Annotated in this window: 22 protein-coding genes; 4 read left to right on the top strand and 18 right to left on the bottom strand. The window is 68.0% G+C overall.

Features of this window, described 5'->3' with window-relative positions; genetic code table 11:
• Positions 1 to 70: 70 nt before the first annotated feature.
• Together U4012_RS11460 and U4012_RS11455 are read right to left on the bottom strand one after the other, a co-directional pair.
• Entirely contained in the window at positions 71 to 2275 is a 2205-nt protein-coding gene (locus U4012_RS11460) for a xanthine dehydrogenase family protein molybdopterin-binding subunit (RefSeq protein ID WP_321798521.1), read from the bottom strand.
• Complete coding sequence (locus tag U4012_RS11455; protein WP_321798519.1) at positions 2259 to 2699, bottom strand: (2Fe-2S)-binding protein; 441 nt, start codon at positions 2697 to 2699, stop codon at positions 2259 to 2261. Before U4012_RS11455 ends, U4012_RS11460 begins: the two co-directional genes overlap by 17 nt.
• Before the next feature lie 276 nt (positions 2700 to 2975).
• Between U4012_RS11455 and U4012_RS11450 the strand changes: the two genes are divergently transcribed.
• Positions 2976 to 3359 (top strand): VOC family protein, encoded by a 384-nt coding sequence (locus tag U4012_RS11450; protein WP_374692660.1) that lies wholly within the window; start codon positions 2976 to 2978, stop codon positions 3357 to 3359.
• Positions 3360 to 3453: 94 nt separating this feature from the next.
• Here U4012_RS11450 and U4012_RS11445 read toward each other — a convergent pair whose 3' ends face one another.
• A complete protein-coding gene (locus U4012_RS11445) occupies positions 3454 to 4989 on the bottom strand; it encodes an NYN domain-containing protein (protein WP_321798515.1) in 1536 nt (511 codons plus the stop codon).
• Positions 4990 to 5241: 252 nt separating this feature from the next.
• On the opposite strand from U4012_RS11445, the gene U4012_RS11440 reads away from it, so the two are divergent.
• A complete protein-coding gene (locus tag U4012_RS11440) occupies positions 5242 to 5871 on the top strand; it encodes an SDR family oxidoreductase (RefSeq protein ID WP_124487395.1) in 630 nt (209 codons plus the stop codon).
• 107 nt (positions 5872 to 5978) lie between these two features.
• Here U4012_RS11440 and U4012_RS11435 read toward each other — a convergent pair whose 3' ends face one another.
• Positions 5979 to 6530: a peroxiredoxin gene (locus U4012_RS11435; protein WP_321798511.1), complete on the bottom strand. Its 552-nt coding sequence runs from the start codon at positions 6528 to 6530 to the stop codon at positions 5979 to 5981.
• Positions 6531 to 6809: 279 nt separating this feature from the next.
• Between U4012_RS11435 and cdpA the strand changes: the two genes are divergently transcribed.
• Both cdpA and U4012_RS11425 read left to right on the top strand, forming a co-directional pair.
• Positions 6810 to 8549 carry a cyclic di-GMP phosphodiesterase CdpA gene (gene cdpA, locus U4012_RS11430; protein ID WP_193759872.1) on the top strand — a complete coding sequence of 580 codons (1740 nt, stop codon included), beginning with the start codon at positions 6810 to 6812 and terminating at the stop codon, positions 8547 to 8549.
• A gap of 27 nt (positions 8550 to 8576) precedes the next feature.
• Positions 8577 to 10088 (top strand): HDOD domain-containing protein, encoded by a 1512-nt coding sequence (locus U4012_RS11425; RefSeq protein ID WP_044849132.1) that lies wholly within the window; start codon positions 8577 to 8579, stop codon positions 10086 to 10088.
• 78 nt (positions 10089 to 10166) lie between these two features.
• Here the strand turns inward: U4012_RS11425 and U4012_RS11420 are convergent, their stop codons facing one another.
• From U4012_RS11420 to hpnK, 14 genes are all read right to left on the bottom strand, one after another.
• A complete protein-coding gene (locus tag U4012_RS11420; RefSeq protein ID WP_044849131.1) occupies positions 10167 to 10961 on the bottom strand; it encodes an ABC transporter substrate-binding protein in 795 nt (264 codons plus the stop codon).
• A 356-nt stretch (positions 10962 to 11317) separates the two neighbouring features.
• Positions 11318 to 12376, bottom strand: a complete 1059-nt coding sequence (gene astE, locus U4012_RS11415; RefSeq protein ID WP_321798508.1) for a succinylglutamate desuccinylase — start codon at positions 12374 to 12376, stop codon at positions 11318 to 11320.
• Entirely contained in the window at positions 12360 to 13700 is a 1341-nt protein-coding gene (gene astB / locus U4012_RS11410; protein ID WP_044849129.1) for an N-succinylarginine dihydrolase, read from the bottom strand. The genes astE and astB overlap by 17 nt, the downstream gene beginning before the upstream one ends.
• 14 nt (positions 13701 to 13714) lie before the next feature.
• Positions 13715 to 15178 carry a succinylglutamate-semialdehyde dehydrogenase gene (astD, locus tag U4012_RS11405; protein ID WP_321798505.1) on the bottom strand — a complete coding sequence of 488 codons (1464 nt, stop codon included), beginning with the start codon at positions 15176 to 15178 and terminating at the stop codon, positions 13715 to 13717.
• A 7-nt stretch (positions 15179 to 15185) separates the two neighbouring features.
• Positions 15186 to 16217 carry an arginine N-succinyltransferase gene (astA, locus tag U4012_RS11400; protein WP_321798503.1) on the bottom strand — a complete coding sequence of 344 codons (1032 nt, stop codon included), beginning with the start codon at positions 16215 to 16217 and terminating at the stop codon, positions 15186 to 15188.
• Complete coding sequence (gene aruF, locus U4012_RS11395; protein ID WP_044849126.1) at positions 16214 to 17266, bottom strand: arginine/ornithine succinyltransferase subunit alpha; 1053 nt, start codon at positions 17264 to 17266, stop codon at positions 16214 to 16216. Before aruF ends, astA begins: the two co-directional genes overlap by 4 nt.
• Positions 17267 to 17296: 30 nt before the next feature.
• Positions 17297 to 18529: an aspartate aminotransferase family protein gene (locus U4012_RS11390; RefSeq protein WP_044849125.1), complete on the bottom strand. Its 1233-nt coding sequence runs from the start codon at positions 18527 to 18529 to the stop codon at positions 17297 to 17299.
• A 952-nt stretch (positions 18530 to 19481) separates the two neighbouring features.
• The gene (locus U4012_RS11385; protein ID WP_044849124.1) at positions 19482 to 20525 is read right to left on the bottom strand and encodes a GlxA family transcriptional regulator; all 1044 of its coding nucleotides are present in this window, start codon (positions 20523 to 20525) and stop codon (positions 19482 to 19484) included.
• Positions 20526 to 20544: 19 nt separating this feature from the next.
• Positions 20545 to 21345 carry an ABC transporter ATP-binding protein gene (locus U4012_RS11380; protein ID WP_044849123.1) on the bottom strand — a complete coding sequence of 267 codons (801 nt, stop codon included), beginning with the start codon at positions 21343 to 21345 and terminating at the stop codon, positions 20545 to 20547.
• A 20-nt stretch (positions 21346 to 21365) separates the two neighbouring features.
• Positions 21366 to 22079 (bottom strand): ABC transporter permease, encoded by a 714-nt coding sequence (locus tag U4012_RS11375; protein ID WP_044849122.1) that lies wholly within the window; start codon positions 22077 to 22079, stop codon positions 21366 to 21368.
• On the bottom strand, positions 22076 to 22765 hold the full coding sequence (locus U4012_RS11370; protein ID WP_044849121.1) for an ABC transporter permease: 690 nt from the start codon (positions 22763 to 22765) through the stop codon (positions 22076 to 22078). The genes U4012_RS11375 and U4012_RS11370 overlap by 4 nt, the downstream gene beginning before the upstream one ends.
• A 266-nt stretch (positions 22766 to 23031) precedes the next feature.
• Positions 23032 to 23589, bottom strand: coding sequence for a lipoprotein (locus U4012_RS11365; RefSeq protein WP_044849120.1), 558 nt, complete (start codon positions 23587 to 23589; stop codon positions 23032 to 23034).
• A gap of 88 nt (positions 23590 to 23677) precedes the next feature.
• On the bottom strand, positions 23678 to 24718 hold the full coding sequence (locus U4012_RS11360; RefSeq protein WP_044849119.1) for a lysylphosphatidylglycerol synthase domain-containing protein: 1041 nt from the start codon (positions 24716 to 24718) through the stop codon (positions 23678 to 23680).
• Complete coding sequence (gene hpnK, locus U4012_RS11355) at positions 24715 to 25599, bottom strand: hopanoid biosynthesis-associated protein HpnK (RefSeq protein WP_321798495.1); 885 nt, start codon at positions 25597 to 25599, stop codon at positions 24715 to 24717. The genes U4012_RS11360 and hpnK overlap by 4 nt, the downstream gene beginning before the upstream one ends.
• Between the last annotated feature and the right edge of the window lies 1 nt (position 25600).

The following is a 25600-nucleotide window of genomic DNA, read 5'->3' as shown; positions in this document are numbered from 1 at the left end:
CGTGTAGTTATGCTTGATATTGACCGGCGTCGCATCGCACGCCGCCGGCCTTGGGGGAACACCGGAAAGCTCAGGTCACGAGCGGCGTGGCGAACGGCATCGAGCGCGGCCGCTCGCCGGTCGCATGCCAGATCGCGTCGGCGACGGCCGGTGCGACCGGCGGCAACGCGACTTCGCCGCAGCCTTGCGGGTCGCGATCGCTGTCGACGATCACGACGTCGATCTTCGGCATCGCGGCCAGACCGAGCAGCGGGTAGTCCGCGAAATTGCGCTGCACGACCGCGCCGTGCGCGAACGTGATCTCGCTTCGGAACGTATTGGTCAGCGCGAAGCCGACGCCGCCTTCGACCATCTCGCGAATCAGCAGCGGATTGATCGCGCGGCCGCAGTCGATCCCGCACACGATCCGCTCGAGCTTCACGTTGCCGCCCGTCACGCGCACCTCGGCGATCGTCGCGACGTACGTGCGGAACGCGCCGCCGCGCCCCGTGTACAACGAATACGCGACGCCGCGCGACAGGCCGGCCGGCGCGCGGCCGAACCAGTTCGCGCGCGCGGCCGTCGCGTCGAGCACGCGCAGCGCGAGCGGGTCGTGCTTGAGCAACGCGCGCCGGTATCGCACGGGGTCGGCCCGCGCCGTGTGCGCGAGTTCGTTTACAAAGCTCTCGAGGAAAAACACCGTCGACGTGCTGCCGACGCTGCGCATGAAGCTGACCGGAATCGGCTGCATCACCGTGACCGAGTCGACCAGCAGGTTCGGCACGTCGTAGCAAAGGTCGTACAAGCCGTCGAGCATCGTCTCGTCCCAGCCACCCGCCTTCTCGTAGCGGTCGCGCTTGATCGCCGCATACAGCGAGTGGCCCGCGACGCGCGCATGCAGCGCGACCGGCAGCCCGTCGCTGCCGAGCGCGGCGCGCAACCGCGCGGACGCGCACGGCCGATAGAAGCCGTGACGGATGTCGTCCTCGCGCGAGCGGATCACCTTCACGGGCCGCCCGACCGCCTTCGACGCGACGGCCGCATGCACGACGAAATCGGGCACGTACTTGCGGCCGAAGCTGCCGCCAAGAAACGTCGTGTTGACGAGGATGCGCTCGGCCGGCATGCCGAACAGCGACGACAGCGTCCAGCGCACTTTGTCCTGCCCCTGGATCGGCCCCCACACCTCGATGTCGTCCGCCCGCACGTGCACGGTCGCGTTGACGGGCTCCATCGTCGCGTGAACGATGTACGGCGTGTGGTAGTCGGCTTCGACGAGCGTGCCGGCCTCGGCGAGCCGGCGAGCGGGCTCGCCGATCGTCGTCGCGACCGCCGCGTGCTCCGCCTGCAGCGCGCCCTTGCACTGCGCGAGAATCGTCGCGCTGTCGAACGCCGGCGTCGGGCCCGCATCCCACACGATGTCCGCCGCGTCGCACGCCTTCTTCGCCTGCCAGTAGGTATGCGCGACAACGATCACCGCGTCCTTCGCGAGCACGACGTCCGCGACGCCGGGCATCGCACGCAACGCGTCGCGATTCTTCACGGCCGTCGGCCGGCCGTTCAGCGTCGGCGCCATCGCCAGCGCGCCGACCAGCATATCGGGCACCTGCACGTCGATGCCGTAGATCGCGCTGCCATCGACTTTCGCGGGCACGTCGAGCTTGTGCAGGGGACGACCGATCAGCGTGTGCGCGGATTCCGGCTTCAGGCGCGGCTGCGGGTCGTGCGGCAGCTTCGCGGCGGCATCGACGAGTTCGCCATATGACAGCGACCGGCCGCTCGGCGCATGGATGACACGGCCGTCGCGCGTCACGCACTGCGTGTCGCGCACGCCGAGCCGCGCGGCACCGGCCCGTAGGAACGCCGAGCGCGCCTGCGCGCCCGCGATGCGCAGCCGCGTGTAGAACATCGTCGCCGACATCGATGCGCCGACGAACTGCTGCGGCGCCTCGTTCGCGGCGTCGATCCGGTACGCGTCGCGCCCCGTGACGAATTCGATCGTCACGCTGCGCCAGTCGGCATCCATCTCGTCGGCGAGCACCTGCGGCAGCCCCGTGTAGACGCCCTGCCCGACTTCGGCTTGCGACAGGCCGATGATCGTCCTGCCGTCAGCGTCGACGCGCACCCAGTCGTTGATCTCGCGAAAGCGTGCGCCGTCGCCGGCCGCCTGCACGACGTCGCCGATCGCGAGCGGCAGCAGCAGGCTGCCCGCCAGCGCGACGCCGCCCTTCAGGAATACGCGCCGCGATGCATTCGGCGTGTGCAGCACCCGCACCGCGTCAGCCGGCCGCGACATGGATGGCCTCGCGAATGCGTTGATAGGTCGCGCAGCGGCACAGGTTCGTGACGGCCTGGTCGATCTGCGCGTCGGTCGGCTTGCGATGCCGCGCGAGCAGCGCGGCGGTGGCCATCACCATCCCCGACTGGCAGTAGCCACACTGCGGCACGTCCTTCTCGATCCACGCGCGCTGCACCGGGTGTGAGCGATCGTGCGACAGCCCCTCGATCGTCGTGACCGCGCGACCCGCGACGCTTGCGGCCGGCAGCACGCACGAGCGTGCGGCCTCGCCGTCGAGATGCACGGTGCAGGCACCGCACGCGCCGATGCCGCAGCCGTATTTGGTGCCGGTAAGCCGGGCCGCGTCGCGTATGACCCACAGCAGCGGCGTATCGGGATCGCCGTCGAAATCGAACGGCTGGCCGTTCAGCGTGAAGCGCATCGTCTGTCTCCCTGTTGCGCATCGCCGGTTCGTCATCCGGCGGATGGCGGCGATGGTTGACAGGGATTCTTGGCGGCGCAAAAAGCCACGCCAATGACCTTTGCTCCCGAAAAAGTAGCCGATCGTCCAGATCGTTGCAGACGACGATTCGCTGACGGCCGCCGCACCAGCCGCCGTCGTGGCCGCCGCGCTCGCCGCCCATCCGGCTTGCACGCCGGCGGCGATCGACTATCGTGTGTCCATGCCCACCCTCGCGCCCCGTCCCCGGGACCCGCCATGAACGTCCAGCTGAACCATACGATCGTCTGGTGCCGCGACAAGCACGCATCGAGCCGCTTCCTGACCGAACTTCTGGAACTGCCGGCGCCGACGCCGTTCGGCGCGATGCTGGTCGTCCAGCTCGACAACGGCGTGTCGCTCGATTTTTATGAAAAAGAGGGAGAGATCACGGCCCAGCACTACGCGTTCCTGACCGACGAGGCCGGCTTCGACCGCGTGTTCGCGCGCATTCGCGCGCGCGGCCTGCCGCACTGGGCGGATCCGGCGAAGCGGCAGCCCGGTGAGATCTACCGCCATGACGGCGGGCGGGGTGTGTATTTCGACGATCCGGACGGTCACTTCCTCGAGGTGATGACGCGGCCGTACGTGCTGAACGGATAACGAAGCGCGTCGGCCGGTGTTGCACCGGCCGACGCGGCGGCGCGGGCAGCGCCCTTGGTCGGACGCCGCCCCGCCCTGACGCCCGCTGACTCCGTTACTCGGCGGCGGCAGCCGTCTTGCGCGGACGGCGCGCGCGGGTCGCCGTCTTGCGGGCCGGCTTCTTCGGCTTGGCGCCGGTTGCCGCGTCGGCGGCCGCTTCACCGGTCGATTCGGCCGCCGGTGCGGCCTCGTGCGACGGCTGCGCGGCAGCCGCCGACGCACCGTACTCGCCGGCCGTCGGCACCGCGTGCTGCGCCGCGATGTGCCGGTCCTCACCGTGGTCCGCGTCGCGATGCGTCGCTACTGCCTGCTTGCCTTCCGCATGCTTGCCTTCGGTGTGCTTGCCTTCCGCGTGCTTGTCGCCACCGTGCTTCGCACCGCCGTGCGCGGCCTCGTCCGGATTCGCCGCCGTGTGACGGCCGGCCCCCTTCGCATCGCCCGCCTGCTTCACGCCGGCCTTCTTCGCCCCTGCCTTCTTCGCCGCGGTCTTGCGCGCGCGCTTGCGGCCGTCCTTCGCGTCACCGTGCGTGTCGGCCGCCTCATTCGCGTCGGCCGTCGCGGCCGGCACGAGCGCCGCTTCGTTCACGACGTCGACGACGTCCGCCTCGTCCGCATCGACCCGCACGCTTTCGCCGACCGCCGCTTCCGCCTGCTGCCCGCGGCGCCGCGGCTCGCGCTCGGCCGTTGCGGCTTCCCCGTGGCGCCCGCCGTGACCGTGCTGCGCGCCGCCCGTATCGCGCGCCGCCGCCACCGGCTCGGCCGCCGCCGCGGACTGGCGTGGCCGCGACACGAACGCGCCCGACTTGTCGTCGCGACCCACCTCGAGCAGGCCGCGCGCCTGCGCTTCGTCGAGCAGGTTGCCGAATGCGCGGAAACCGTAATACGACTCGTTGAAGTCCGGCTTGCGGCGCTTGATCGCGCTCTTGAGCACCGACGCCCAGATCTTGCCGACGTCGTCGCGCTCCGACGCCAGCGCATCGAACGTCTCGACCGCGAGCGCGATCGCCTCGCTGCGGCGCACTTCCAGTTCCGGCTTGCGCGACGGCTCGTCGGCGCGCTTCGCGCCGCCGTTGCCGGTGCGCTGCTGTTCGCGCTTCGCCAGCGCGCGCTGCTGCTCGCGCACCAGGTCGTCGTAGAAAATGAATTCGTCGCAGTTCGCGACCAGCAGGTCCGACGTCGACTTCTTCACGCCGACCCCGATCACCTTCTTCGCGTTCTCGCGCAGCTTCGACACGAGCGGCGAGAAATCCGAGTCGCCGCTGATGATCACGAACGTATCGACGTGCGACTTCGTGTAGCAGAGATCGAGCGCGTCCACGACGAGCCGGATGTCGGCCGAATTCTTGCCCGACTGGCGCACGTGCGGAATCTCGATCAGCTCGAAGCTCGCCTCGTGCATCGAGGCCTTGAAGCCCTTGTAGCGCTCCCAGTCGCAATACGCCTTCTTCACGACGATGCTGCCCTTCAGCAGCAGCCGCTCCAGCACGGGCTTGATGTCGAATTTCTCGTACTTCGCGTCGCGCACGCCGAGCGCGACGTTCTCGAAGTCGCAGAACACGGCCATGCTGACGTTGTCCAGGGGTAATGCCATGTGTACTCCAACCGGTTGGTCGCCGCGTTGTATTGCCTGGCGGCGAAAAATGCATCGCGCACATGATAGCCGGTCGGCGGGGCGATTCCGCGATCCGTGCGCGCGAGCGCGCGGAGACGGGGCGCCGCGCCGGCCGTTTCGGTGCGGTACAGCCCCAATTACCCGAGCGCCGCCGCCCCGATCGACATACACTTGAGTATCGGTCGTCCGTCCCTATCTGGAAGGACGACGCATCGAGCAAGGAGCGGTTTCATGACGACGAAGGTATTGCTGATTGGCGCGACCGGCCGCACCGGCCGGGCCTGCGCGGATCTGCTGCTGGAGCAGCCGGAATTCGAGGTGACTGCGCTGGTGCGCCGGCACGGCTATGCGCTGCCGGGCGCGAAGGTCGTCGAGGCCGATCTGACGGGCGATTTCTCGCACGCGTTCCAGGGCATCACGCACGTGATCTACGCGGCCGGCTCGGCGGAATCGGAAGGCGCCGCCGAAGAGGAGCAGATCGACCGCGACGCGGTCGCGCGCGCGGCCGAGCATGCGCTCGCCTACAACGTGCAGAAGCTGGTCGTGATCAGTTCGCTGACCGCGTACTGGCCGGAGCGCAGCGGCGACGCGCTGCGCCACTACTCGCAGATGAAGCGCGAAGGCGACGACCGCGTGATCGCGTCGGGCATCGATTACGTGATCCTGCGCCCCGGCCCGCTCGCGGACGGCCCGGGCGTCGGCAAGATCGCGCTGACCGAGGAGCCGCTCGACGCAGCGCCGCCGGTGTCGCGCCAGGATGTCGCGTGGGCCGCGATCGAGGCGATCAAGCTGGGCATTTCGCGCAAGGTCATCGGCTTCGTCGGCGGCAGCGTGCCGATCGAACAGGCATTGCGCGCCTGACGCTTGCCCGGCCTGCCCGCGCCGCCACGGGGCGGCCGCGTGTCATCGCGCCTGCGGCCCGCGAAGCGGGCCGCTTTACGGCGGGCTGACCGCCTGCTCGTGGCTGCTTACGGCTTCGGATGCGCGTCGGCCCACGCCTTCACCGCGCCGAGCGTGTTCTCGACATGCTTGTCGGGCGACAGGCTCGTATATTCGTACAACACCTTCCCTTCCGGCGAAATCACGTAGGACACGCGGTTCGCGCGATCGAGCGCGGGCAGCTTCGCGTCGTATTCGCGGATGATCTTCGCATCCGGATCGGCCGCGACCGGGAACTTGCTGCGGCACTCGCTCACCGAGAACTTCGTCAGCGTGTCGATGTTGTCCGCGGATACGCCGATCACCGTCGCGCCGTAAGCCTTGTAACGATCGACCGCATCCGCGAACGCATGCGCCTCGATGGTGCAGCCCTTCGTGAACGCGGCCGGGTAGAAGTACAGCACGACCGGTCCGTGCTTCAGCGCATCGGCCAGCGAGTACGTGTAAGTCTTGCCGCCCAGCGACGCCTGCGTCGTGAAGTCGGGCGCCGCGGCGCCCGGCTTCAGTTCCGCCTGCGCGACCCGCGCATGGCCGGCCACCAGCAGCGCCGCCGCGGCGCCCACCCATAGTTTTCGCTTCATCTGCGTCCTCATTTCTTATAAAGTCAGCCTCGATGTAGGCCGCATCGGCGTTCGCCTGTCGAACGCCGATGTGCGCGACCCGGTCCAGCGGCCGTGCCAGCCGCGGCCGGCCGGTTAAAGATTTCGCGCAGCCTGCCGTTATTTCTTCCGGACAACCAGTTCCAGCCCTTCACGTCAGCGAGACACATGGAAGCCAACAGGAAACAGACGCCACGCAAGGGCTCCTGGCGCAATGCCTTGCATACGCTGCGCCGCTTCGCCTGGTCGGGCGGCGCGCTGATGCCTGCGCGCGCCGGCGCGCCGCGCCGCGACGACACCGTGCGCAACTGGCTGGAACAGACGGTCGGCACGGTGGACTTCCTCGCCCATGTCGACCGCGAGCTGCGTTTCCTGTACGTGTCCGATGCGAGCCTGCGCTTCATCGGCTATCACCGCGACTACCTGCACACGCTGACGCTGCGCGACCTGATCGCGGAACAGGATACCGCGACGCTCGAAGGCCTGCTTGCACGCGCCGCGCGCTCCGGCCAGGTCGAGAAGGCGACGATGTGCATCGTCAAGTCGCTCACCTATCCGCTCGACGTCGAGGTCCGCGCGTTCAAGAGCCGCCACCACGGCGTCGACGGCTTCGCGATCGCGGCGTTCGACGTGTCGGCCTGGCGTGCGCTCGAGGCCCGCCTGACGTACGAGATGCACCACGACCCGATGACGGGGCTCGGCAACCTGTCCGCACTCGTGCCGGCGCTGATGCGCGCCCAGCAGGCCGCCGACGAAAGCGGCACCTGTGCCGCCCTGCTGCTGCTCGACCTCGACGACTACCAGCGCATCAACCGCGCGCTCGGCTACGACGCCGGCGACACGCTGTTGCGCGACACCGCGCAGCGACTGCAGGCGCTCGTCGCGCCCGGCGAGCAGCTCGCGCGTGTCGCGAGCGACAAGTTCGCGGTCGTGCTCACCGCACCGGACCGCGCACACGCGAGCAATGCCGCAGACGCGCTCGCGCGCCGGCTGCAGGCCGCGGTGCGCGAACCTTACGCGTACCAGGGGCAGACCGTCCACCTGTCCGCGAGCATCGGCATCGCCGTGTACCCGGACGAACGGGCCGCGCCCCATCGCGCGCAGCATCACAGCCCGCTGCTGCGCCGCGCCGACCACGCACTCGCGCAGGCGAAGGCATCGGGCGGCAACGCGCTCGCGTTTCACGCGCCGGTCGACGATCCGGCCGACGCAGAGCGGCTCAAGCTCGAAGCCGACCTGTACGACGGCGTGCGCAACGGCGAGTTCTCGCTCCACTTCCAGCCGATCACGCGCAGCCAGTCGGGGGCGGTGGACGGCGTCGAGGCGCTGATCCGCTGGCGTCATCCGGTGCACGGCCTCGTGCCGCCGGCGACCTTCATTCCGCTCGCCGAATCGATCGGCCTGATCAACTATCTCGGCAACTGGGTGCTCAAGGCCGCGTGCATGCAGCTCGTCGCCTGGGATCGCCAGGGGCTCGCGCTGCAGTACGTGGCGGTCAACGTGTCGCCGCAGCAGTTCCGCGACCCGCGCTTCACGCAGAGCGTGCGCGAGGCGATCGCGCTGACGGGCATCGACCCGCGCCGCATCGTGCTGGAAATCACCGAAAGCCTGCTGATGCACGACCCCGTGCAGGCGAAGGGGCTGCTCGAGGAGCTGACCGAGCTCGGCATCCGCTTCGCGATCGACGATTTCGGCACCGGCTATTCGAGCCTCGCCTACCTGCAGCGCTTCCCGCTCGCGAAGCTGAAGATCGACCGCAGCTTCGTCGAGAACCTGCTGACGTCGCGCAACGACCGCGCGATCGTGTCGGCGGTGGTCGGCCTCGCGCAGACGCTCGATCTCGAGCTCGTCGCGGAAGGCGTCGAGACCGAGGCGCAGCGCGAACTGCTGACCGAGATGGGCTGCAACCACATCCAGGGCTGGCTCGTGTGCCAGGCGCTGCCGTCCGAGGAACTCGCACGGCGCTTCGAGGCGCAGCAGCTGCGCCTGCACGCCGCCTGACGCGCGCGGCGAACCGGATAGATCCGTATGTCAATCACCGCACACCTGCCCCGCACGGCGCTGCTCGACAAGCTGTGGGCCCGGATGAACGAACGGGGCGACTTCCCGCTGCTGTCGGAATCGCTGCGCGCGACGATGGCCGCGATGAAGAACGACGACCTCGACTTCACCGCGCTCGTGCGCGTCGTGCTGTCGGATTTCGCGCTCACACAGAAAGTCCTGCGGCTCGCCAATTCCGCGATGTACATGGCGTTCGGCGGCAACATCACGACCGTCACGCGGGCGCTGATGGTGCTCGGCATGGACACGGTCGGCCATCTGGTCGTCGGGCTGAAGCTCGTCGATCACTTCCACCACAGCACGCCGCGCCGCATCGACGCGAAGCTCGAGCTGAACCGCGCGCTGCTGTCCGGCTGCGTCGCCCGCAAGCTCACCGAGCATGCGGAGCTGCGCGGCGGCGAGGAAGCCGTCGTCTGCACGCTGATGCGCCAGGTCGGCAAGCTGCTGGTGGTCTGCTATCTCGACAGCGAATGGGACCGGATCCGCCGTCGCGCCGCCGAGCTGGACGGCGACGATGCGGCCGCGTGCATCGACGTGCTCGGCGTCGGCTTCGACGAGATCGGCCTCGAGGCCGCCGCGAGCTGGCGGCTGCCCGACGTGATCCGCGCCGGGATGGCCGACGACGATGGCCGTACCGCGCATGCCGCGAGCCTCGACGAGGACGATGACGACGCCGACCGCCAGCGCTCCCGCGACGCGTGCGCCGACGACAGCCCCGGCCGCGTACGCTGGCTGCGCGCGGTGAGCCGCTGCTCGACCGATGTCGCCGGTGCGCTCGCGATGCCCGCGGGGCCGCAGCGCGACGCGCACATCGCGGTGCTCGCGCAGCACTACAGCCAGGAGCTGGACATCGACGCCGACGCGCTGGTGGCGATCGCCGACCGGCTTGCATCCGAGGAAGCGAGCGACACCGTGATGCGCGAGATCGTCGAGCTGCGCGCGAACGCCGACGCGATCGCGCGGGCGCAGCCCGATCCCGAGGCATGCCTCGAGGCCGGTCTCGCGGACCTGCGCGCGCTGCCGTCCGAGCACGTGCTGACGCCGGTGCTCGCGCTCGCGTCGGAAAGCCTGCTCGCGGGCCTCGCGTTCACGCGCACCGTGATGTTCGTGCGCCGGGAAGACGGCGCGTTCGCCGCGCGTCTCGGCTTCGGCCCGGGCGTCGATGCGGCGCTCGACCGGCTGTGCTTCGACGAGCGCTTCGAGCCGGACGTGTTCCATCTCGCGATCACGAACTCGGTCGGCATCTTCATCGAGCAGGCGCAGGACCCGAAGATGGTGAAGCGCCTGCCCGCGTGGTATCTCGACGCACTTCCGGACACGCGCGCGTTCGTGCTGCTGCCGGTGCGCGTCGGCGCGAAAACGGTCGGCCTGCTGTACGGCGACTGGGCCGGCGCGCAGCCGGCGCGCAAGATCACGCAGCAGGAGATGAGCGTGCTCAACGAACTCGCGCGCGAACTGGGGCGGTTCTTTCCCGCGTAATCGGCGTGATGCGGGCGGCGCCCCAAAAGCAAACCGGCCGCAAAAGCGGCCGGCTGCAGGTACGACGGATCGAAATGCTTACTTGAGCGTGACCGGCACGCTGAAGTACTTCTTCGCGAGGTTGTCGATCGTGCCGTCGGCCTTCAGTTCCTTCAGCGCCTGATCGAGCGCGGTCTTCAGCGCCGCGTCGTTCTTGCGCAGGCCGAAGCCGACGCCCGAACCGAGGATCTCGGCATCGCTGACCGTGCCGCCGGCGAAGCCGAAGCCCTGGCCTTGCGGCTTCGACAGGAAGCCCTTCGAGCCGGCCTCCGAATCCTGGAACGCCGCGTCGAGACGGCCCGACTTCAGGTCGGCGTAGGCCAGGTCCTGCGTCTGGTACGGCACGACTTCGACGCCGGCCGGCGCCCACTTCTTCTTCGCGTACGCTTCCTGGATCGTGCCCTGCAGCACGCCGACGCGCTTGCCCTTCAGTGCTTGCGGGGTCGGCTGCAGGCCGCTGCCCTGCTTCGCGATCAGCTGGTTCGGGATCGTGTAGATCGGATCGGTGAACGCGATCGCGTGCTTGCGCTGGTCGGTGATCGTCATGTCCGAGTTGATCGCGTCGAACTTGCGCGCCTGCAGCGCGGGGATCAGGCCGTCGAAGTCGTTCTCGACCCACACGCACTTCGTCTTCAGCTTCGCGCACACCGCGTTGCCGATGTCGATGTCGAAGCCGGTCAGCTTGCCGTCGGGCGTCTTGTATTCGAACGGCGCGTACGAGGCCTCGACGCCGAACCGGATCTCCTTCAGATCCGCTGCCATCGCGCTGCCTGCCGCCACGGCCGATGCCGCCACTACCGCGTGCGCGGCCACTTTACGCCAATCCAACTTCATCAGGTGTTCTCCTCGATACTCGAATGTTCCGGAACTACGGGCGCATGCATCATCGCAGGGTCGGATGACGACGCCAATGCCGATGCCGCGCCTTGATGCGGCGCAACAGCCGCAAGGCCGCGATTGTACCAATCCGCGCGGCCCGGCACGGCAAAGCGGCCGCCGGCCCGCGATGCTGCGCTGCGTGCACGATGACGGCAGGGTGCGCCGTCGAACTTGCAAGACGATGTCGCAAATACGCAAGCGCGACGCACGGGCCGTCTGCGCGGCATGCGGGCGTCGATCGCAAAAAAGGGAAATGCGGCCGGACGACGCGGGGGCCGCGGCCCCCGCAGCCACGCGCCACCAGCCTTGGATCAGACGAGTGCGGCCAGCGTCTCGCGCGTCGTATCGACCACGAGCAGGCCCGCGCGCAGGCCCGGCTTGACAGCCGGATTCGGAAACACGATGCGCTCCTCGTCGTGCTGCACCGTGTAGCGGTAGTCGCCGTCCTGCGCGAGTACCGTGCCGCGCGCGAACGCGGTGAAATTCGCGACGTCGGCCGCGACGAACAGCTCGAGTGCATCGCTCTGCTTCGTGATCTGGTCGATCACGGTGAACACGCGCGGCAACGCGGCGTCGACGTCGCGCGGCGCACCGGACACGAGCCTGCGCACCGCACGGTCCGCCGGCGCGAAGCGCGACAGGTCGTTCTGGCCGAACGGCCGCACCTTGCCGAGTTCGAGCGTGCACGCGAGCGCGCCGCAGTGCTCGGCCGTGTAATGCGAATACGTGTTGCCCTTCGCGGTATGCAGCAGCACGGCCGCGATGCGCGCATCGCCGAGCCATTCGACCATCTTGCGGGCCGGCGGCGTGCCCGTGTGGGGCAGCAGCGCGAACTGTTCGAACACCGATGCGCGGATCGCCGTGTGCATGTCGACGTGCCAGCGCGCGCTGCCTGCCGGCGCGGCCGCGAAGAACGCGGCGGCCGCCGCTTCGAGCTGCACCGCGCGCGGCGCTTCGCGGCTCGCGGGCACTTGCGCGTGACGGCCGCTGAACAGGCGGTTCAGGTCGTCGTCGAGATAGCGTGCGCCCGCGCGCATCGCCGGCACGTTGCCGAGCACGACGAGCAGGCGGCACGCGAGCGGCAGCGTGCCCGCCGCGAGATCGCGCACGAGCATCGACAGCAGCTCGATCGGCGCGGTCTCGTCGCCATGCACGCCGGCCGACACGAGCACGCTCGCACGCGCCGCAGCGCCCGCTTCGTCCGCTGCCGGCTCGAGCGCGAGCAGCCCGTCGCCGAGCCAATGCCAGCGCACCGCGCCGTTCGCGCACACGCCGCCGTCGGAGGCCGGCGCGTCGCCCGCGAGCGTGAACGCGAGGAAGTCGTCGAGCAGCACGGCGGCCGGCGCGCGGGACTCAGCGCTGGAAGTCATACAGCGACCCGACGCGCAGGATCTGCGTGAGCTCGTCGAGCGCCGTGCGCGATTCGTCGAGCAGCGTCGGATCGGCGAGGTCTTCCGGTGCGAGACGGTCGCGGTAGTGCTTTTCGATCCACGCGTCGAGCGACGCGAACAGCGTGTCGTTGATCCACACGTTCGACGTGACGGCCGCACGCTCGGCGTCGTTCAGCACGACGCGCAGGCGCAGGCAAGCCGGGCCGCCGCCGTTCTTCATGCTTTCGCGCAGGTCGAACACGAGCACGTCGCGGATCGGGCCGTTGCCGGCCGCGAGCTGGTCGAGATAGGCGGCAACGTTCGCGTTCTCGCGGCATTCCTGCGGCACGACGAGCACCTGCGAGCCGTCCGCGCGCGACAGCAGCTGGCTGTTGAACAGGTACGACGTGACCGCATCGTTCACGCTCACGGCCGCATCGGGCACCTCAATCACGTTCAGCCGCGCACCGCGCGCGTCGAGCGTGGCCGTCAGCGTGTCGTAGATCGCCTGCTTGTTGACGAACGCGCGCTCGTGCGTGAACAGCGTGTCGCGGTTGCCGACCGAGATCACGTCGTTGTGGAACACGCCTGCATCGATCACGTCCGGATCCTGCTGCGCATAGACCGTCGCCGTTTCGGCGAGACCGTGGCGATGCGCGACCGCGCGGCTCGCCTCGAAGGTCTGGCGCGCCGGGAAGCGCTTCGGCTCCACGCCGCGTCGGTATTCCGCGCGGCCGTACACGAAGAACTCGACGCCCGGCAGGCCGTATTCGGCGCAAAAGCGCGTGTGGTTGGCCGCGCCCTCGTCGCCGAGTGCCGGCGTGCCCGTCAGCGCCTCGTGCACCGCGAAGTGCGCGGGATCGGCGAACAGCGTCGACAGCGTGCGGCGCGTCGCTTCGTGCTCGATCGCGCGATGCAGCTTGCTGCACAGGTTGGCCGGCGTGAAGTGCACGCGGCCGTCGCTCGTGTCGGCCGACGGGCTGACGGTCGCCGCGTTCGCGGTCCACATCGCCGACGCCGAGCTCGCCGCTGCGAGCAGCTCGGGCGCCTGCTTCGCGGCCTTCGCGATCACGTCCGCGTCCTTGCCGGAGAAGCCGAGCTCGCGCAGCAGGCGCAGCGACGGGCGCTCCTGCGGCGGCAGCACGCCTTGCGCGAAGCCGAGATCCGCGAGCTGCTTCATCTTGCGCAGCCCCTGCTTCGCGGCGGCCTTCGGATTCGCGGCCGACTTCTCGTTGTTGAGCGACGCCACGTTGCCGAACGACAGCCCGGCGTAGTTGTGGGTCGGGCCGACGAGTCCGTCGAAATTGGCTTCTTGTGCGTTCATCGTCGTTCCCTCGATCAGAAATGCAGGCCCGGCGACAGGCTCGCGGGCAAGGTCAGTTGGGTGCTTTCCACCGACGCCATCGGATATGCGCAATAGTCGGCCGCGTAGTACGCGCTCGGCCGATGGTTGCCCGAGCGGCCCGTGCCGCCGAACGGCGCGGCGGACGATGCGCCGTTGGTCGGTCGGTTCCAGTTGACGATCCCGGCGCGAATCGTGCGGCGGAAGTGGTCCCAAGCGTTGGCGTCGTCGGCGAGCAGGCCGGCCGACAGGCCGAACGCCGTGTCGTTCGCGCGCTCGATCGCTTCGTCGAACGTCGCGTAGCGGACGATCTGCGCGAGCGGGCCGAAGTGCTCTTCGTCGGGCAGGTTCGCCACGCCGGTCACGTCGATGATCGACGCGTTCACGAAGCCCAGGCGCGGATCGCGCTGCGTCATCGCGATGATCGGCTGCGCGCCCTGCTCGATCAGGCGCGATTGCGCGTCGACGAGCTTGGCGGCCGCGCGTGCCGAGATCACCGCGCCCATGAACGGCTGCGGATCGGCGTCGAACACGTCGGCCGTGATCTTCGACGTGACGTCGGCGAAGCGTGCGAGGAAGCGGTCGCCGAACGCGCCCTGCGGCACGAAGATGCGGCGTGCGCACGTGCAGCGCTGGCCGGCCGACAGGAACGCCGACTGGATCGTGTGATGCACGGCCGCGTCGACGTCCTCGACTTCGCCGATCACGAGCGGGTTGTTGCCGCCCATCTCGAGCGCGAGCACGATTTCCGGACGGCCGCCGAACTGCTTGTGCAGCAGCGTGCCGGTATCCGAGCTGCCGGTGAAGAACAGCCCGTCGATCTGCCGGTGATTCGCGAGCGCGATGCCGGTGTCCTTCTCGCCCTGCACGAGGTTCAGCACGCCGGCCGGCAGACCGGCTTCCTGCCACACCTCGACCGTCGCGCGCGCAACGCCCGGCGCGAGCTCCGACGGCTTGAACACGACCGTGTTGCCCGCGATCAGCGCCGGCACGATATGACCGTTCGGCAAGTGGCCGGGGAAGTTGTACGGACCGAACACCGCGACGACGCCGTGCGGGCGATGGCGCAGCACCGCGACGCCGTCCGCCATGTCCTGGCGCTTCTCGCCGGTGCGTTCCTGGTAGGCCTGGATCGAGATGCCGACCTTCGCGGCCATCGCCGCGACTTCGGTGCGGGCTTCCCACAGCGGCTTGCCCGTCTCGCGGCCGATCGCGGTCGCGATCGCTTCCTTGCGTTCGGTGAGCAGCGCGGCGAAGCGCTTGACGATTTCGCAGCGCGCTTCGAAGTCGAGCGCCGACCAGCCGGCGAACGCGCGGCGCGCGCTCGCGACCGCGCGGTCGACGTCGGCCGCCGACGCGCTTTCGCCCTGCCATGCGATCGCGTCGGTGCCCGGGTTGCGCGAAGCGAAGACGGGGCCCGAGCCTGCGACCCAGGCGCCGTCGATGAAGAGTTCCGTCATGATTCGTTTATCCCTGTTTGACTTTGAGCGGCAGCACGCGGACCGGATCGCCGGCCTTCACGTCGAGCGCGGCGGCATCGTCGGTCGACAGCACGAACGCCCCGTTCGCGACCACGCCCGGCGCGACGCCGACGCGGAAATCGCCGAGCGACGTGTTCGATACGAGCGACTTCGGCGTATCTTCCCGCACGTCGGGCACGCCGATCGCGACCGGCACGACGACGCTCTCGCGCACCGTGCGCAGGTCGTTGACGTGGCATTCGAGCACCGGGCCCGCGTCGAAGATGTCGACGTGGTTCTGGTAGCGCAGCCCTTCGGCCTCGAGCATCTTGCGGGCCGGCAGCGTGTCGCGGTGCGTGAGGCCGACCGCGTCCTGCGCGTCCTGCGGCAGCAGGTCGACGTACACCGGATAGCGCGGCATCAGTTCCGCGAGGAACGACTTGCGGCCGTGCGAGCTGAGGTAGTCCGCCGCGTTGAAATCGATCTGGTAGAAGTGCGAACCGACCGCGCGCCAGAACGGCGACGTGCCGTCCTCGTCGAAATGGCCGCGCAGTTCCGCGCAGATGCGTTCCGGGAAGCGTTCGCGGAACTGCGCGATGAACATGAAGCGCGAGCGCGACAGCAGGCCGCCGACGCCGCCCGTGCGGTAACGCGGGCTCAGGAACAGCGAGCACACTTCCGCGTAGCCCGTCAGGTCGTGCGAGATGTTCAGCGCGGACATCCGCGTCCACACGCCGAGCTCCTGGCTCGCGTGCACGACCGTGCTCACGCGATAGTTGTAGAACGGCTGTTCGAGGCCGACCTGCGTCTCGATCCCGCACACGCCCGCGATGTCGCCCGTCTTCGATTCTTCCATCACGAAGAAGTAGCCGGCCTCGCCCGGTGCGGCCTCGCCGTCGAGCGTGCGGCGCGTGCGTTCGATGCGCGCGGCGAGCGCGTCGCGATCGGGCTTGAACGTGGTCAGGCCCGGCCCGGTTTCCTTCGCGAGCGACACGAGCGCGTCGACGTCGCCCGTTTGTACGACCCGAACGACGATCATGCTGCGTCTCCCTTCATATCTTCATCGTCACGGCGGTGCAGCGGCACGCAGCGCACGACATCACCATCCTTCACATCGAGCGCCGCGCGCACGTCGCCGGCGAGCGGCGCGTCGGCCGTATCGCCCGGCAGATCGGCCAGTACGCAGCGGAACGATTCGCCGCTGCCGGTCGACACCATGTACGCGACGTCGCCCTGCTGATGCGCGGCTTCGCGCACCGTGCGCTCCGCGCCGTGCTTCACGCATGCGGTGCGGTCGACCTGCGCGGTCAGCACGGGGCCCGCGTCGAAGATGTCGACGAAGCGGTCCGGCTCGAAGCCTTCCTCGAGATGGATGTCGTACGCGAGCAGCGCCGTTTCGTTCGGCTCGCCGAGCACGCGCTGCGCGGCTTCCGGCAGCAGCGGCACGTAGAGCGGATACGCCGGCATCACTTCCGCGATGAACGTGCGGCTGCGGCCGCCCGACGCGATGTCGACGTCGGTGAAGTTGCGGCCGAAGAACTTGCGGCCCACCGCTTCCCAGAACGGCGATGCGCCCGTGCTGTCGCTCACGCCGAGCAGCAGCGTGAACACTTCCGGCGTGAAGCGGCGGCGGTTCGCGGCGATGTACATCATCCGCGCACGCGAGATCAGGTGCGCGGCCGCGTCGCCGCGCAGCGACGGATCGACGTAGAAGCCCGCCAGCCGGCTCTTGCCGGTCAGCTCGTGCGACATCGTGAGCGCGTGGATCTTGCGGTTCACGTGCAGCTCGCGCGACGCGTGGATCAGTGCATCGTTGCGGAATGCGTAGAACGGTTCCGAGTAGCCGGCCGCGGCCACGATGCTCGCCGTGCCGAGCAGCTTGCCCGTCGACGAATCCTCGAGCACGAAGAGGTAGAACTCCTCGCCGGCGAAGTCGACGTCCGCGCGAAACGAATCCTCGGAGAGCGCCACGCGCGCTTCGAGCGCCGCGCGATCGTGCGGCAGCGAGTGCAGGACCGGCTGCGCGGTGCGCGCCATGTGCGCGAGCGCATCGAGATCCGTGAGTTTGCCGGGGCGAACAAATAGCATCGTCGTTCCTGTCTGCGATGGGCGCGCCGCTCAGCGCGCGGTGGCTTCCTGGGCCGCGAGCACCTGCTCGACTGCCTTCTCGAAGCGCTTCACGCCTTCGTCGAGCAGGTCGAACGGGATCACGAGCGACGGCACGAAGCGCAGCACGTTCGGGCCCGCGATCAGCATGATCAGGCCGTTCTCGGCGGCGGCGGTGACGAAGTCCTTCGCGCGGCCGTCGAATGCGGCGGTGAGTTCCGCGCCGACCAGCAGGCCCTTGCCGCGGATGTCCTTGAAGATGCCGAAGCGTGCGTTGATGCGTTCCAGCGCGCCCTTCAGGCGCACGCTGCGTTCGCGCACGCCTTCGAGCAGCGCCGGGTCGCCGATCAGCTCGACGACCTTGTCCGCGATCGCCGACGCGAGCGGGTTGCCGCCGTACGTCGTGCCGTGCACGCCGACCTTGAAGTGGGCGGCCAGTTCGTTCGTCGTCAGCATCGCGCCGATCGGGAAACCGTTGCCGAGTGCCTTCGCGGTCGTGAGGATGTCCGGCGTGACGCCCGTGTCCATGTATGCGTAGAACTGGCCCGTGCGGCCGACGCCCGTCTGCACTTCGTCGAAGATCAGCACTGCGTCGTTGGCGTCGCACGCTTCGCGCAGTGCCTTCAGGAAGGCCGGATCGGCCGGGATCACGCCGCCTTCGCCCTGCACCGGCTCGACGATCACCGCGCAGGTTTGCGGGCCGATCGCGGCCTTGGCCGCTTCGATGTCGTTGAACGGCAGGTGCTTGATGCCTTCCGGCACCGGGCCGAAGCCTTCCGAGTATTTCGGCTGGCCGCCGACGCTGACCGTGAAGAACGTGCGGCCGTGGAACGACTGGACGAACGACACGATTTCGTATTTGTCGGCGCCGTGGCGGTCGAATGCGACGCGGCGCGCGAGTTTGAGGGCGGCTTCGTTCGCTTCCGCGCCCGAGTTCGCGAAGAACGCGCGGTCGGCGAAGGTCAGCGCTTCGAGGCGCTTCGCGAGGCGCAGCACCGGCTCGTTCGTGTAGCCGTTGCCGATGTGCCAGAGCTTGCGGCCTTGTTCGTCCAGGACCTTCAGCAGTTCCGGGTGGCCGTGGCCGAGCGACGTGACGGCGATGCCGCAGGCGAAATCCACGTATTCGCGGCCGGCCGTGTCCCACACGCGCGAGCCCTCTGCACGGTCCGGCACGAACGGCGCGGGGGAGAATACCGGCACCATCACTTCGTCGAATGTCTGGCGGGTCACGGTCGAGGTCGTCATGGTCGTTCCTTTCGGTTTCGTAAGAGGGTTCAACAGGATCAAGTTTAGGTAAGGGTGACGCAAGCGTCTTGCGGAATTGCGACGGGTTCTATCGGAAGCGGATAGGGCGCTTTATTTTGCCTCTCCCCGGCGGGGGTGGTGGCGTTTTGTGCTCGGTTGCTGTTTTCGCGGTTTTTTGGCGGTGTGCTTGCGGTTTTCGTGAAGCACCTGTGATCGTGTCGGTCTATTAGCGTCGCCCCTGCGCGGGGCGGCGGTTACTTTTCTTTGTCTTGCCAAAGAAAAGTAACCAAAAGAAAGGCGCCCGGATAACGCATGACTTCCCGGTGCCGTAGTCCACCAAGTGGCCCTCGCCTAAGTGTCCGCGCCAGTCAGGAACCCGGAGTGGTTCGAGCAATGGTTCTGACACCACTCACCACCCCGCGGAGTGGTATACCGCCCGCTAGCTCCGCCCTCGCTTCGCTCGGCCGACAGGTCCACACGCTCCGCTTTGAAAGCTGTCGGTTGATTGGCTTCCACAATTGCGGCGGGTGGCGCATGAATTCAATAAATTGAAATCGTCGTTGCGGTGCAGCGGCACCCCACTGATTTGGGGAACTGATCAGTGGGTGTCCATGTGTGGCGCGAGCGGATGAATTGCGGCCGAAGAACCTTGCAGCCGAGCATAGCGAGGATGGAGCTAGCGGGCGGTATACCGCTCCGTTGCGTAGGGAGTGGTGTCAGAACCATTGCTCGAACCACTCCGGGTTCCCAACTGGCGCGGACACTTAGGCGAGGGCCACTTGGTTGACTACGGCACCGGGAAGTCACGCGTTATCCGAGCGCCTTTCTTTTGGTTACTTTTCTTTGGCAAGACAAAGAAAAGTAACCGCCGCCCCGCGCAGGGGCGACGCTAATAGACCGACACGATCACAGGTGCTTCACGACAAATGCAAGCGCACCACAAAAAACAGAATCAATCCTTGCCACCCCGCTCAACAAGCGCGCCCCCGCGAGGCTCCCCCCCACCGCCGGTCTGCTTCTCGAGCCAGGCTCTCCGATCCTCCCGAGGCGTGACCCCAAACCTCTCGCGATACGCATTGGAAAAGTGCGCAGCAGAAGAAAACCCACAGGCGAGGCTCACCTGAACGACCGACTTGCTGGTCCGCTGCAACTGCGTGCGAGCCTTGAGCAACCGGAGATTGAGGTAATACTTGGAGGGCATCGCCCCGAGATACTGCCGAAAGAGCCGCTCGAGCTGCCGCCGCGACACGCCGACGAGCCCGGCGATCTCATCGGTCGTCAAAGGATCCTCGACATTGGCTTCCATCAAAAGCAACGCATCGTTCAGCCGAGGATGCCGCTCACCGGGCGCGGTGACAAAAGGAATCCGCTGCCGCTCCTCGCCGCTGCGCAGCGTGCCGGCCCCGAGCGCATCGGCAATGCGCTCACCCAGATCCGCCCCGTGTTCCCGGCCGATCATGGCCAGCATGAAATCGACGGTCGCCTGCCCGCCCGCACAGGTCGCCCGATCGCGATCGATCTCGAAGATCTGCTGCGTGACGATCGAGCGCTCGAACTGTTCGGCAAACTGCTGATACGTCTCCCAGTTCACGCTCACGCGATATCCGGAAAGCTGCCCGGCCATCGCGAGCCACCACACGCCGTGGTGAATCCCCGTGACGACCGGCGTGCGCTGCCCCACCCGCGCGAGACTCGCAAGAAACAACCGATAGTCGGCAAACTGCTGAAACCGCTCCGACACGACGATCAGCCAGTCGCACGCGATCGCATCGTTGAACGCCGCATCGGCATGCCACTGCGCGCCGCCGGCGAGCGGCACCGGCCGCCCGTCCCACGAACACACCTGCCAGCGATACAGCAAGCGCCCGTCGATCTCGTTCGCGAGATGCAACGCATCGACGATCGGACCCACACCCGACATCGACACGGGCGGCAATGCAACGATCGCCACCTGCGTCGTGCGGGTGGCGCCTGCGGGACGAGACACCGGTACCACGTATGAAACGCCCTTCGCGTTACTTGAGGCTACCCGACAGGAACTGCTTCAGACGCTCGCTCTGCGGACGCACCAGCACCTCCTTCGGATCACCCTCTTCCTCGGTCCGCCCCTGATGCAGGAACATCACGTGATTCGACACGTTGCGCGCGAAACCCATCTCGTGCGTGACGACGATCATCGTGCGGCCCTCCTCGGCCAGCTTCTGCATCACCTTCAGCACCTCACCGACGAGCTCCGGATCGAGCGCCGACGTCGGCTCGTCGAACAGCATCACGTCCGGATGCATCGCCAGCGCCCGCGCGATCGCGACACGCTGCTGCTGGCCACCCGACAAATGCGACGGATACTGCTTCTCGACGCGCGGCGGCAAACCCACCTTCTCCAGGTACTCGCGCGCACGCTCCTCGGCTTCCTTCTTCGCAATGCCGAGCACGTGCACCGGCGCTTCCATCACGTTCTCGAGCACGTTCATGTGCGCCCACAGATTGAAGTGCTGGAACACCATCGCGAGCTTGGTGCGGATGCGCTGCAACTGCTTGTGATCGGCCACCTCGAGCGCACCGGCGCGGTCGGTCTTCGTGCGCACGGCCTCGCCGTCGACGACGATCTGCCCCGCATTCGGCCGCTCGAGAAAATTGATGCAGCGCAAGAACGTGCTCTTGCCCGAACCGCTGGCGCCGATGATGCTGATGACGTCGCCGGCCTTCGCGTTCAGCGACACGCCCTTGAGCACCTCGTTGTCGCCATAGCGCTTGTGAATGTCGACCGCGGCAAGCTTGGTGGAAGCGGACGCGCTCGTTTGAGTGATCTCGGCCATCTGGCTCTCCTCGAATGAAATCAATGACGGCCGGCCGCGAGATACGCGAGCCAGTGGCGCTCCGCCCGGCGAAATGCCGCGACGAGTGCGAACGATACCGCAAGATAGATCAGTGCGGCGATCCCGAACGACTGGAACGCCATGTAGGTCGCGGAATTGGCGTCACGCGCGACCTTCAGGATGTCGGGCACGGTCGCCGTGAATGCAACGGTGGTCGCGTGCAGCATCAGGATCACCTCGTTGCTGTACAGCGGCAGCGCACGGCGCAGCGCCGACGGCAGGATCACCCGGCGATACATCGTGAACGGCGACATCCCGTACGCACGCGCCGCCTCGACCTCGCCGTGCGGAATCGCACGAATCGCACCCGCGAAGATCTCGGTCGTGTACGCGCAGGTGTTCAGCGCGAACGCGAGGATCGCGCAGTTGAAGCCGCTGCGGAAGAACGCGTCGAGCAGCGAGTGCGAGCGCACGAACTCGAGGCTGTACATGCCCGTGTACAGCAACAGCAGCTGCACGTAGAGCGGCGTGCCGCGGAACACGTACGTGTAGAACCGCACCGGCATCGACAGCCACTTCTTCTTCGACACGCGTGCGACCGCGAGCGGCACCGCGCACACGAAGCCGAGCGAAATCGACGCGACGAGCAGCCACAGCGTCACCGCAAGGCCGGAGAGGCGCTGGCCGTCCCAGTAAAGGAACGCCTGGCCGAATTCCTGGAGGATCTCGATCATAGTTCTGCGTGGCGCACGCCCGTGGAATAACGTTTCTCGAGCTGGATCAGCACGAGGTTGGAAACGGTCGTGATCGCGAGGTAGATCAGCGCCGCAACGAGGATGAAGAAGAACATGTTGAACGTGCTCTTGCCCGCGTCCTGCGCCGCCTTCACGACGTCGGCGAGGCCGATGATCGACACCAGCGCGGTCGCCTTCACGAGCACCTGCCAGTTGTTGCCGATGCCAGGCAGCGCGAAGCGCATCATCTGCGGAAACATGATCCGCACGAACACGCGCAGCCCGCTCATCCCGTACGCCGAGCCGGCCTCGAGCTGGCCGCGCGGCACCGACAGGAACGCACCGCGGAACGTCTCGGTGAAGTACGCGCCGTAGATGAAGCCGAGCGTCAGCACGCCGGCGACGAACGGGTCGATGTCGATCTGGTCCCAGCCGACGAGGTCGGTGAACTGGTTCAGCCAGATCTGGATGCTGTAGAACAACAGCAGCATCAGGACGAGATCGGGCACCGAGCGGATCAGCGTCGTATAACCGGTCGCGACCGCTCGCAGCACCCGGTTGTGCGACAGCTTCGCCACCGCGCCGATCAGCCCCAGCGCCACCGCAGCGGCGAGCGACAGCACCGACAGCTCGATGGTCTGCACGGTGCCGGCCCAGAGGACAGGACCAAAGCCGTAAAGGAACACGCGCGTCTCCAGTGTTGATGTGAACACCGGCGCGCATCACTGTCCGGCGCCGGGCTGACGCGGATAGTCGCAAGCGAAATTGTTTGCCTCAAATCACCGTGCACGCGATTGCTGCGTCGCAGCAATTCGTCCCACCATTTGCAGGCACGGCCTACCGCGCTGTTTCAAAAGGAAAAAAGCCGCATCCTGACAGTCGGATGACACGCAGGGAAGCGGACTTTTTGCAATTTTCCGGTCGCTTTTTCGATATAGCGCCGGACGCGGGTTCAGCGCCCTTTCAGGATGTCGGAGCGCGATGTCGTATAGACAAGCCCGTCCGGTCCGAAATGGACGTTGAAGAACGCGTCGGTGTTGACGCCGTCCTCGAGCCAGCGCCAGCTCCATACGGTCTCGGGCTTCAGCGGGTACTGCGCGACGTCGCCCGGCTTGCCGAGCAGGCGCCGCACCTCGTCCTCGGTCATCCCCGGGCGCACCTTCGCGAAGTTCTCGGCGGTCAGCACCTGTGTCGCGCCCGTGTAATACCCGCCCGGGTCGAGGTCGACGAACCAGGTCTGGTTGCCCATCGGGCCACGCGGGTATTCGAGGCGCTTCGAGCCGTCGGTGAACGCGCGCTCGGTCTCGGGCTTGCCCATCGTGGCGCGCACGTCGGCTTCGGTCGAGACGCCGGCCTTCAGCCCCTTGAGCAGCAACGGCGCCGGCTTGATCGCGTTGAAGAAGTCCCTGATACGTTGCACGTCGAGATTGCCTTGCTTGTCGTCGCAGCCGGTCAGCGCCAGCGCGGCGGCCAGCATCGTGACGGGAAGCAGCCGGAAACGGAAGATCATCGGAAGAAATGCGCGTCGAGAAAACACGCGGCAAGGATACCCGCGCAACGCCAAAAGCGCGAGACGGACCGCGCGGCCCGTCTCGTGATCAATGCGTCGTTTCGGTTTGCACCTGGGCCTCGCGGCCCGCTTGCGGGGCGCGCGGCCCGGCCGGCACCGCCTTGATCCGGCGGCGCGTGCGCACCAGCTCGGCCAATTGCCACGACCCGAGCGCGAGACAGCCGAACAGCACCTCGCGGCCGCGCTTGACCAGCGCGAGCGACAGCGCCGTCTCGCGATCGACGCCGAACATCTGCGCGAGCAGCACGACGGTCGCCTCCTGCACGCCGAGACCGCCCGGCACCATGAACGCCGCATGCCGCACGGCCTGCGTCATCGCCTCGATCGCGATCGCGCCGCCGATCGAGACCGGATGACCGAGCAGCGCGAGCGCCCAGTAAATTTCGAGCGCGCCGAGCACGTAGCCGGACAGCTGCCAGAAGAACGCACTGAACAGCAGCGGCGTGCGCGACATCAGCGCGTCGATGTCGCCGTCGAGGCGGCGGCCGTCGACGCCCTGCAGCAACCGGTGCGAATCGCCGAGCAGGCGCCCCGCGAACCGCTCGATCGCATGGAAGATCCCGCCGCGCCGCATCAGCACGACGCCGAGCACCGGCAGCGGCAGCGTCAGCAGCAGCGCGAGGCCGATCGTGCCGCCGCCCATGTCGTGCGTCGTCGCGAGCAGCAGCACGAGGCCGAGCGCCGCGAACGCATACTGGACGACGATCGTCACCAGCACCTCGACGATCACCGACGCGGTCACGCGGCTCGCGTCGGGCACCTGCCAGCGCGCCATCCGGATCCCGACCAACTCGCCGCCGATCCCGACCACCGGCAGCAGCCGGTTCACCGCTTCACGCACGGTCGCGACCCACCACAGGAACGACAGCGACGCGCGCCGGTCGAGCAGCTGGTGCCACGCATACGCGTCGAGCAGCAGCGGCAGCGCATGGAACGGCACGAGCCACAGCAGCGCGAAGCCGGCGCGCTCGAGCATCCGCGTCACGTCGCCGATGCCTTCGTGCAGCCCGAGCGCGAGCAGGATCCCGATGCCGATCGGCCAGCCGAGCCATTTGATCCACTTGGTCATGACGGCTGCGCCCCCGCTTCGCGCGACGCACGCGTGCCGCGCCGCGCCGCGGGCTGGCCGAACACGTCGGCAAAACCGCCGGTCGCGACGCCCGCGGCCTTCAGCGCGGCCGCGACGCGCGGCGACAGCAGCGCATCCAGTTCGTCGACCGGCCGGTAAGCGGCCATCGTCGGCGTGATCGGGCCGTCGCCGGCTTCCGCCGGATGACAGTAGATCTCGCCGACCCCGGGCGGCAATGCCGCGAGCGCGTCGAGCAGCACGGCCTCGTCCATCGCGCCCGTATGCTCGATCCCGACCACGTAGTCGTTGTGCGCGAGCCCCGCACGGTCGAGCCGGGCGCGCACCAGCGCGATCCACGGCTTGAGCAGCGCGGGCGCACGCGTTTCGTACGGCAGCCGCACCGCACGCAGCCCGTAGTCGCGGCCGATCTCGATGATCATCGACAGCACGGTCGGATGCAGGTGGAAATGCTTGTGCGCGTTCACGTGGTCGAGCGGCAGGCCGCTCGCCGCGAACGCGTCGAACTGCGCGCGGATCTCGCGGCGCAGCTGCGCACGCACGTGCGGCAGGAAGAAGAAGCGGCAGCCATCCTTCGCCATCGCGTCGCCGAAGCGCCCGTCGGGGCCGACGAGCGCGGGTATGTCATGCGCGGGTAGCGTGGCCGGCCCGTCCGCGAGGACGAGATGCAGGCCGACCGCGAGCGACGGCAGGCGCCGCGCGCGTTCGATCGCATCCTGCGCCGCGGGCGCACCGACCATCAGGCTCGCGGCGTTCAGCACGCCGTCGCGATGCGCGCGCTCGACCGCCGCGTTGACGCGCGGATGCAGCCCGAAGTCGTCCGCGGTGAAGATCAGCGCCCGCGCCGCCCGCTGCGTCGCCACG

This window comes from Burkholderia sp. BCC1988 (assembly GCF_905339895.1).
Lineage (GTDB): Bacteria > Pseudomonadota > Gammaproteobacteria > Burkholderiales > Burkholderiaceae > Burkholderia.
The sequence above is the reverse complement of the archived record's forward strand: the minus strand, read 5'-3'. Positions and strand labels throughout refer to the sequence as shown.